The following is an 8,002-nucleotide window of genomic DNA, read 5'->3' as shown; positions in this document are numbered from 1 at the left end:
GCGCCGGGCGCGCGCGGTTTGCGGGCGCACCGCGTGCGATTCCGCCAGCCGGGCGCCGCCGCGGTCGCCGTACACGCCGGAGGTGCTGGCGTAGACAAAGACACGCCGCGCCGGGCTTGCGGCGGCCCCCCTGCCGCCCCGCTCGGGTAGAATGTCGGGCTTGGCAGACCATCCGCCAGCCCGCGCGGGAGACCGCCGCCAGGCAGCCCGCCGCAATGCGCGCAACAGCGCCAGCGTGCGCGGATCGCCCTCGCCGCGCGCGGGTGGCGGCGCCAGGTGGAGCACCCTGTCGGCCAGGCCGGCAAGGCGCGCCAGCGTGGCGGGCCGGTCCAGGTCGGCTACCAGCGGCACCGCGCCGTTGTCCCGCAATACAGTGCGGCGGGACGGCTGCGAAGTGACGGCAAAGACGCGCCAGCGCGTCGACAGAATACGCAGGCAACGTGTGCCCACATCCCCACAGCCGACGATGAGAAGGCGCGGGCGACCCAGGCGGCGTCGCGACAGAWTTTKGCTCATAGAGTGATYATGGCTTATCAAGTWACCGTCATGCCCAGCGGCCGCCAGTTCGAAGCGGCCGCGGACGAAACCATCCTCAGCGCGGCCCTGCGCCACAGCATCGGCCTGCCCTACGGCTGCAAGAACGGCGCGTGCGGATCGTGCAAGGGCCGTGTCACCGCCGGCGGCATCGTCCAGGGCGATCATGCCGCATCCGCGCTTTCCGCGCAGGAGAAAACCGAGGGCCGCGCGCTGTTCTGCTGCGCCACGGCCACCTCGGACGTCACCATCGAATGCCGCGAGGTGCATGGCGCCGGCGATATTCCCATCAAGAAGATCCCGTGCCGCGTCGCCTCGATGGAGCGCGTGGCCGACGACGTCGTCGTCGCGCGCCTRCAGCTGCCCGCCACCGAGCGCATGCAGTACCTGGCCGGCCAGTACGTTGAATTCCTGCTGCGCGACGGCAAGCGCCGCAGCTACTCGATCGCCACGCCACCCCATCAGGAAGGCCCGATCGAGCTGCATATCYGCCATATGCCGGGCGGTACCTTCACCGACTACGTGTTCGGCGCGAAGGACGGCCAGCCGGCCATGAAGGAGCGCGACATCCTGCGTTTCGAAGGCCCGCTGGGCAGCTTCTTCCTGCGCGAGGATTCCGACAAGCCCATCATCCTGCTGGCCTCCGGCACCGGCTTCGCGCCGATCAAGGCCATCGTCGAGCATGCGGTCTACACCGGCATCACCCGCCCGATGACGCTGTACTGGGGCGGCCGCCGCCCGCGCGACCTCTATATGCACACGCTGTGCGAACAATGGGCGCGCGATCTGCCCAACTTCCGCTACGTGCCGGTGATCTCCGACGCGCAGGCCAGCGACGACTGGGACGGCCGCACGGGCTTCGTCCACGAAGCCGTGATGGAAGACCACCCGGACCTGTCCGGCTTCGAGGTCTACGCCTGCGGCGCGCCGGTGATGATCAATGCCGCGCGCAAGGACTTTTCCCTGCGCTGCGACCTGCACGAAGACGCCTTCTTCGCCGACTCGTTCACCTCGGAGGCCGATATGCACCCGGCCCCCGCGGCGGCGGCACCGGCGGCCTGAACGCCACCCGGTCCGTCCCCACGCTGCAACAATGCCCGGCCCGACCAAAATTCGTTTTGACAGCCGGGCGCATGCGCCTTATATTGGCCGCCATGAACTACGCTATCAATCGACGCAGCTACCGTACGTTGCTCCCCACCGGGGTGCCTCGCGGCTGACCGTCCATAGCATCTGTTCAGGTCGACAAGCCACGGGCAACCCCCGTGGCTTTTTGTTTTTCCGCTCTCCTCTTCCCTGTTTCACGCCGACCCCTGGAGTCCGCCATGGCATTTGCTGAGTACCCCGTCCAATCCCTGATGTACATCACCAACCGGCCCGAGCTCGTCTTTACCGAAGGCAAGGGCTCGTGGCTCACGGACCATAACGGCAAGCGATACCTGGACTTCGTGCAAGGCTGGGCGGTCAACTGCCTGGGGCACTCCAACCAGGGCATGATCGACGCGCTGGTGGCATCACCATGGACCACAGCTTCCACGGCCGCACGCTCGCCACCATGAGCGCGTCGGGCAAGGCCGGCTGGGACACCATCTTCGCGCCCCAGGTGCCGGGCTTCCCCAAGGCCGACCTGAACGACCTGGCATCGGTGGAAAAGCTGATCAACGACAAGACCGTGGCGATCATGCTGGAGCCGGTGCAGGGCGAAGGCGGCGTGATCCCCGCCTCGCGCGAATTCATGCAAGGCCTGCGCAAGCTGGCCGACAAGCACAAGCTGCTGTTCATCGTCGACGAAGTGCAGACCGGCTGCGGGCGCTGCGGCACGATGTTCGCCTATGAGCTGTCGGGCGTGGAACCGGACATCATGACGCTGGGCAAGGGCATCGGCGGCGGCGTGCCGCTGGCGGCGCTGCTGTGCAAGGCTGAAGTGGCCAGCTTCGAGGCCGGCGACCAGGGCGGCACCTACAACGGCAATCCGGTGATGACGGCGGTCGGCAGCGCCGTGATGACGCAATTGACCGCGCCCGGCTTCCTGCAAAGCGTGCAGGAAAAAGGGGCTTACCTGCGCGAGCAATTGCTGGCACTGTCGTCCGAGTTCGGCCTGGGCGGCGAACGCGGCGAAGGCCTGCTGCGCGCGCTGGTGCTCGACAAGGACATCGGCCCGCAGCTGGTGGAAGAAGCACGCGACATGCAGCCGGAAGGCCTGCTGCTGAACTCGCCGCGCCCCAACCTGCTGCGCTTCATGCCCGCGCTGAACGTGACCACGGAAGAGATCGACCTGATGATCGGCAAGCTGCGCACGCTGCTGAAGAAGCTGGCCTGAGTCTCATCTGCAGCCCGGCCCATCGCCGGGTCACACGTAAAGAAAAAGCCCCGCAAGCTGTTGCGGGGCTTTCTTTTTCAAACGTGAGTTAAACGGGCAGCATCACTCGCCCAGATACGCCGCGCGCACCTTCGGATCGTCCAGCATCTCCTTGGCGTCGCCGCTCATGGTGACCAGACCCGATTCCATCACATAGCCGCGGTGCGCGGCCTGCAGCGCCAGCCGCGCATTCTGCTCCACCAGCAGCACGGTCACGCCCAGCGCGGAGACGTCGCGCACCACCTCGAAGATCTTCGCGACCATGATCGGCGACAGCCCCATCGACGGCTCATCGAGCAGCAGCAGCTTGGGCTGGCTCATCAGCGCGCGCGCCATGGCCAGCATTTGCTGTTCGCCGCCCGACATGGTGCCCGCCAGCTGGTTGGCACGCTCTTTCAGGCGCGGGAAGACGCCGAACATGCGGTCGATGTCGGACTTGATGCCGGCCTCGTCATTGCGCGTATACGCGCCCATCTGGAGGTTCTCGGTGATGGTCATGCGCGCGAACACGCCGCGCCCTTCCGGCACCATCGCCAGCCCTTGCTTGAGCAGCGTGTAGCTGGGCACGCCCTTGATGGACTTGCCCATGTATTCCACGTCGCCGCCAGCCCAGCCCTGCAGCCCGGTGATGGCCTTCATGGTGGTGGTCTTCCCAGCGCCGTTGGCACCGATCAGCGTGACCAGCTCGCCTTCCCGGATCTCGAGGTCGATGCCCTTGACGGCCTGGATGCCGCCGTAAGCGACCTTCAGGCCGGATATCTTCAGTAGCGTTTGTTTCATTGTCTGTTTCCCCCGTCAGTGCGCCGGGGTACCGAGGTAAGCCTCGATCACCGCTGGATTGCTCTGAACTTCGTGCGGCAGGCCCTGCGCGATGACCTTGCCGTAGTCGAGCACGGTCAGGCGGTTGCACAAGCCCATCACCAGCTTTACGTCGTGCTCGATCAGCAGGATGGTCTTGCCGTCGGCGCGGATCTTGTCGAGCAAGCCACGCAGTTCCACCTTTTCGGTTGCGTTCATGCCGGCGGCGGGTTCATCCAGCGCCAGCAGCTTTGGCTCGGTGGCGAGCGCCCGCGCGATTTCCAGGCGGCGCTGATGGCCGTAGGAAAGGTTGCGCGAGGTGAAGTGGGCGTACTTGCCGATGCCGACATACTCCAGCAGGTCGTGCGCCCAGTCTTCCACCGACTCTTCTTCGCGCCGCACCGAGGGCGGACGGAATACCGCGCCGAGCAGGCCCGCCTTGGTGCGCACATGGCGCCCCACCATCACGTTTTCCAGCGCGGTCATCTCGCCGAACAGGCGGATGTTCTGGAAGGTGCGGGCAATGCCCGCCTTGGCGACTTCGTGTACGGCGGTGGGCTGGTAGGGCTTTCCGCCCAGCACGAACTCGCCGGAATCCGGCGTGTACAGGCCGGTGATCACGTTGAAGAAGGTGGTCTTGCCGGCCCCGTTGGGACCGATCAGGCCGTAGATTTCGCCCGGATTGATCTGCAGGCCCACATCGGACAGCGCCTGCAGGCCGCCGAATCGCTTGTTGACCCCCTGTACCGACAGGAGGAAATTCTCGTTGCTCATGATGTCCTCCKGGTCAGAAACGGCCAACGCTGCCCGSSCGGCGSAYCACCGGSCGRTCTTCCTTGCGCGGCGACGGCCASAKGCCKGCCGGGCGATACAGCATCACGCCAACCAGGGCCAGCCCGAACAGCAACTGGCGCAGCACTTCGGCGTCGACGATGGTATGGCCGAAGAGCATGTTCTGCGCCGGCTCCGCCACGGCGCGCAGCAGTTCCTGGAAACCCACCAGCAAGATACCGCCGAGGATCACGCCGGGGATGTGGCCCATACCACCCAGCACCACGATGGCGAGGATGTAGATGGACTCCCACAGCACGAACGACTCAGGCGAGACAAAGCCCTGGAAGGCGCCGAACACCGCGCCCGAGGCACCACCAAACGACGCACCCATGGCAAAGGCCAGCAGCTTGATGTTGCGGGTGTTGATGCCCATCGCCTTGGCGGCGATCTCGTCTTCGCGGATGGCCACGAAGGCGCGGCCGATGCGCGAATTCTGCAGGCGCAGGCAGATGAACACGATGGCGATCACCAGCACCACCAGCAGGTAGTAGTACATGAACACCGGCGTGAACTTCAGCCCGAAGATCTCGTGCGACTTGGAGAAATCGAAGCCGAAGATGTGAACCGGGTCCACCGCCGTGATCCCCTTCGGGCCGTTGGTGATGTTGAGCGGACGGTCGAGGTTGTTCAGGAAGATGCGGATGATCTCGCCAAAGCCCAGGGTCACGATGGCGAGGTAGTCGCCGCGCAGCTTGAGCGTTGGCGCGCCAAGCAGCACGCCGAAGGTTGCCGCCACCAGCACGGCCAACGGCAGCACGAACCACATGGAAAGGTGCAGGCCATTCGGGAAAAGCTGGTGGATCCACTCAAACTGGTTGGCCAGGTGGGGCGAGCCCAGCAAGGCCATCATGTACGCCCCTACGGCGTAGAAAGCGATGTAGCCGAGGTCGAGCAGGCCGGCAAAGCCCACCACGATATTCAGGCCGAGCGCCAGCATGATGTAGATCAGCGCGAAATCAAGCACGCGCACCCAGTAGTTGCCGCCCAGCGTCTGCACGAGGAACGGCGCGCACAGGGCGATCACCAGGAAGGCCATCAGGGCGGCCATGGTCTTGGCCGGGGTCTTGGTTAGCGGCGCTGCCGGCGCCGCCGGGGATGGAATCGGGGTATTCATGGATTCTCTCTCCTCAGGCGCGTTCGGAAACCCGCTCGCCCATGATGCCGGACGGACGGAACACAAGGACGATGATCAGCACGATGAAGGCGAACACATCCTGGTAGTTCGAGCCAAATACGCCACCAGTGAGATCGCCGATATAGCCGGCGCCCAGCGCTTCGATCAGGCCCAGCAGCATGCCGCCGACCATGGCGCCCGCCAGGTTGCCGATGCCGCCCAGCACTGCGGCGGTGAACGCCTTCAGGCCCGGGATGAAGCCCATGTAGAAGTGCGCGTTGCCGTAGTTGGTCGCCATCATCACGCCGGCCAGCGCAGCCAGCGCGGCACCGATCATGAAGGTGGCCGAGATCACGAAGTTCGGGTTCACGCCCATCAGCCCCGCCACCTTCTGGTTCTCGGCGGTGGCGCGCATCGCGCGGCCGAGCTTGGTGCGGTTGACGAGAGTCAGCAGGCCCGCCATCACCATCAGCGCCATGCCGATGATGACGATTTCCTTGCCCGTGATGGTCGCGCCGGTGGCACCGATATCGATCGGCTCCGAGGGCAGCAGTTGCGGGAAGGTAAGGGGGTTACGCGACCAGATCATCATCGCCACGGTCTGCAGGATGATGGAAACGCCAATGGCGGTGATCAGCGGGGCCAGCCGTGGCGCGTTGCGCAACGGCCGGTAGGCCACCCGCTCGATGGTGTACGCCAGCACGGCGCAGACCGGCATGGCGATCAGCGTCGCGATCACCAGCGTGAGCCATTCGGGTAGCCCGGGGGCAAATTTCTGCAATCCCAGGATAGCTGTCAAAGCGGTCAGTGCGCCGATCATCAGGACGTCGCCGTGGGCGAAGTTGATGATCCCGAGAATGCCGTAGACCATGGTGTAGCCGAGTGCGATCAGCGCATAGATGCTGCCTAGCACCAGACCGTTCACGATCTGCTGGATAAGGATATCCATGAAAACTCCTTGCTTCCGTCCAATTTCCCTCGACATGGTGTGGATGCCGGGGGGACGTTGATATGTGGGTGGCTTGGTAGTGCGGTTGTTTGCTGGTAAGCGGCCTGCCTACTCCACCCATGGTAAGGATGCTGCATGTAAGGCAAGGCTAAAAAAACGGCACCGCAACATACTCGCGGTGCCGTTCGGATGGGCCGGTAAGCCCGGATTACATCTTCACGACGTCAAGGACGGTCTTCTTCTTGTCCTTGTACTCGTACAGCGTGATGGTGCCCTCCTTCATGTCGCCCTTTTCATCGAAGGCGATGGTGCCGATCAGGCCCTTGTAGTTCGTCTTGGGCATCTCGGCCAGGATGGCCGCCGGTTCGGTCGAGTTGGCGCGCTTCATGGCGTCGACGATGACCATCACGGCGTCATAGGTGAACGGTGCATAGATCTGCACCGGCGCATTGAAGCGAGCCTGGTAGCGCTTGTCGAAATCCGCTCCCTGCTCCATCTTCGACAGTGCCAGGCCAGCTTCCGAGCAGATGATGTTTTGCACGGCATCGCCGGCCAGCTCGGCCACCTTGTCGGTACATACGCCATCGCCGCCAACGATCTTGGAGGTGATGCCGAGTTCCTTGGCCTGCTTGGCGAACGGCCCGCCGGTGGCGTCCATGCCGCCGTACATGATCACATCAGGCTTCTTGCCCTTGATCTTGGTCAGAATGGCCTTGAAGTCGGTGGCCTTGTCGTTGGTGGCTTCACGCGCCACCACGTTCACGCCGGAAGCCTTGGCGGTCTTCTCGAATTCGTCGGCCAGGCCCTTGCCGTAGGCAGTGGCATCGTCAACGATGGCCACGCTCTTGGCGTGCAGGCTCTTGGTGGCGTAGTTGGCCAGCGCCGGACCCTGCTGGGCATCGGTGGCGACCACGCGGAAGGTCGTCTTGAACCCTTGCTTGGTGTAGTCGGGGTTGGTCGACGACGGCGAGATCTGCACGATGCCGGCATCGCTATAGATCTTGGAGGCCGGGATCGATACGCCCGAATTCAGGTGACCGACCACGGCCACGACCTTCGCGTCCACCAGCTTCTGCGCCACGGCGGTGCCGGTCTTCGGGTCGCCCGCATCGTCTTCGCCGACCAGTTCGAGCTTGACCTTCTTGCCGTTGACTTCCAGGCCGGCCTTGTTGACTTCTTCCACGGCCAGGCGAGCGCCGTTTTCGTTGTCCTTGCCAAGGTGAGCGATACCGCCGGTGAGCGGTGCCGCGTGGCCGATCTTGACTACAACTTCGCCGCCACCCGCTGCGGGCGCAGCCGCGGCAGGCGCCGACGCTGCCGGCTCGGCCGGCTTTTCTTCTTTCTTGCCGCAAGCAGTAACCAGCGCCACTGCGGCTGCGATCGGCAGAATCTTGGCAAACGTGATTTGCATGAG

General features: G+C 64.6%; 7 protein-coding genes and 1 pseudogene. 2 read left to right on the top strand and 6 right to left on the bottom strand.

What is annotated here, in order from left to right; genetic code table 11:
• Positions 1-516: Rossmann-fold NAD(P)-binding domain-containing protein (locus AC1DKD_RS38150; RefSeq protein ID WP_477144480.1), on the bottom strand; the 516-nt coding region annotated here is incomplete at its 3' end.
• A 9-nt stretch (positions 517-525) separates the two neighbouring features.
• Here AC1DKD_RS38150 and AC1DKD_RS38145 point away from each other — a divergent pair.
• Positions 526-1,596 (top strand): CDP-6-deoxy-delta-3,4-glucoseen reductase, encoded by a 1,071-nt coding sequence (locus AC1DKD_RS38145; RefSeq protein ID WP_477144479.1) that lies wholly within the window; start codon positions 526-528, stop codon positions 1,594-1,596.
• Between the two features lie 263 nt (positions 1,597-1,859).
• Positions 1,860-2,854 (top strand): annotated as a pseudogene (locus AC1DKD_RS38140) (aminotransferase class III-fold pyridoxal phosphate-dependent enzyme).
• 102 nt (positions 2,855-2,956) lie between these two features.
• Here AC1DKD_RS38140 and AC1DKD_RS38135 read toward each other — a convergent pair.
• From AC1DKD_RS38135 to AC1DKD_RS38115, 5 genes are all read right to left on the bottom strand, one after another.
• Positions 2,957-3,673 (bottom strand): ABC transporter ATP-binding protein, encoded by a 717-nt coding sequence (locus AC1DKD_RS38135; protein ID WP_441626391.1) that lies wholly within the window; start codon positions 3,671-3,673, stop codon positions 2,957-2,959.
• A gap of 15 nt (positions 3,674-3,688) precedes the next feature.
• Positions 3,689-4,465, bottom strand: a complete 777-nt coding sequence (locus tag AC1DKD_RS38130; protein WP_045237647.1) for an ABC transporter ATP-binding protein — start codon at positions 4,463-4,465, stop codon at positions 3,689-3,691.
• Between the two features lie 13 nt (positions 4,466-4,478).
• Complete coding sequence (locus tag AC1DKD_RS38125; protein WP_477144478.1) at positions 4,479-5,639, bottom strand: ABC transporter permease subunit; 1,161 nt, start codon at positions 5,637-5,639, stop codon at positions 4,479-4,481.
• A 13-nt stretch (positions 5,640-5,652) separates the two neighbouring features.
• Positions 5,653-6,588, bottom strand: coding sequence for a branched-chain amino acid ABC transporter permease (locus AC1DKD_RS38120; protein ID WP_276287479.1), 936 nt, complete (start codon positions 6,586-6,588; stop codon positions 5,653-5,655).
• A gap of 208 nt (positions 6,589-6,796) precedes the next feature.
• Positions 6,797-7,999 carry a branched-chain amino acid ABC transporter substrate-binding protein gene (locus AC1DKD_RS38115; RefSeq protein WP_035867344.1) on the bottom strand — a complete coding sequence of 401 codons (1,203 nt, stop codon included), beginning with the start codon at positions 7,997-7,999 and terminating at the stop codon, positions 6,797-6,799.
• Positions 8,000-8,002 lie beyond the last annotated feature (3 nt).

The sequence above is a fragment of the Cupriavidus sp. 05T313 genome (assembly GCF_056396665.1).
Note: the sequence above shows the minus strand (reverse complement) of the source record. Positions and strands in the feature narration are given on the sequence as shown.

Excerpts from the sequence above, each read along its gene's own strand:
- AC1DKD_RS38135 (WP_441626391.1), bottom strand. The coding sequence starts at position 3,673 with ATGAAACAAACGCTACTGAAGATATCCGGCCTGAAGGTCGCTTACGGC.
- AC1DKD_RS38120 (WP_276287479.1), bottom strand. The coding sequence starts at position 6,588 with ATGGATATCCTTATCCAGCAGATCGTGAACGGTCTGGTGCTAGGCAGC.
- AC1DKD_RS38130 (WP_045237647.1), bottom strand. The coding sequence starts at position 4,465 with ATGAGCAACGAGAATTTCCTCCTGTCGGTACAGGGGGTCAACAAGCGA.
- AC1DKD_RS38115 (WP_035867344.1), bottom strand. The coding sequence starts at position 7,999 with ATGCAAATCACGTTTGCCAAGATTCTGCCGATCGCAGCCGCAGTGGCG.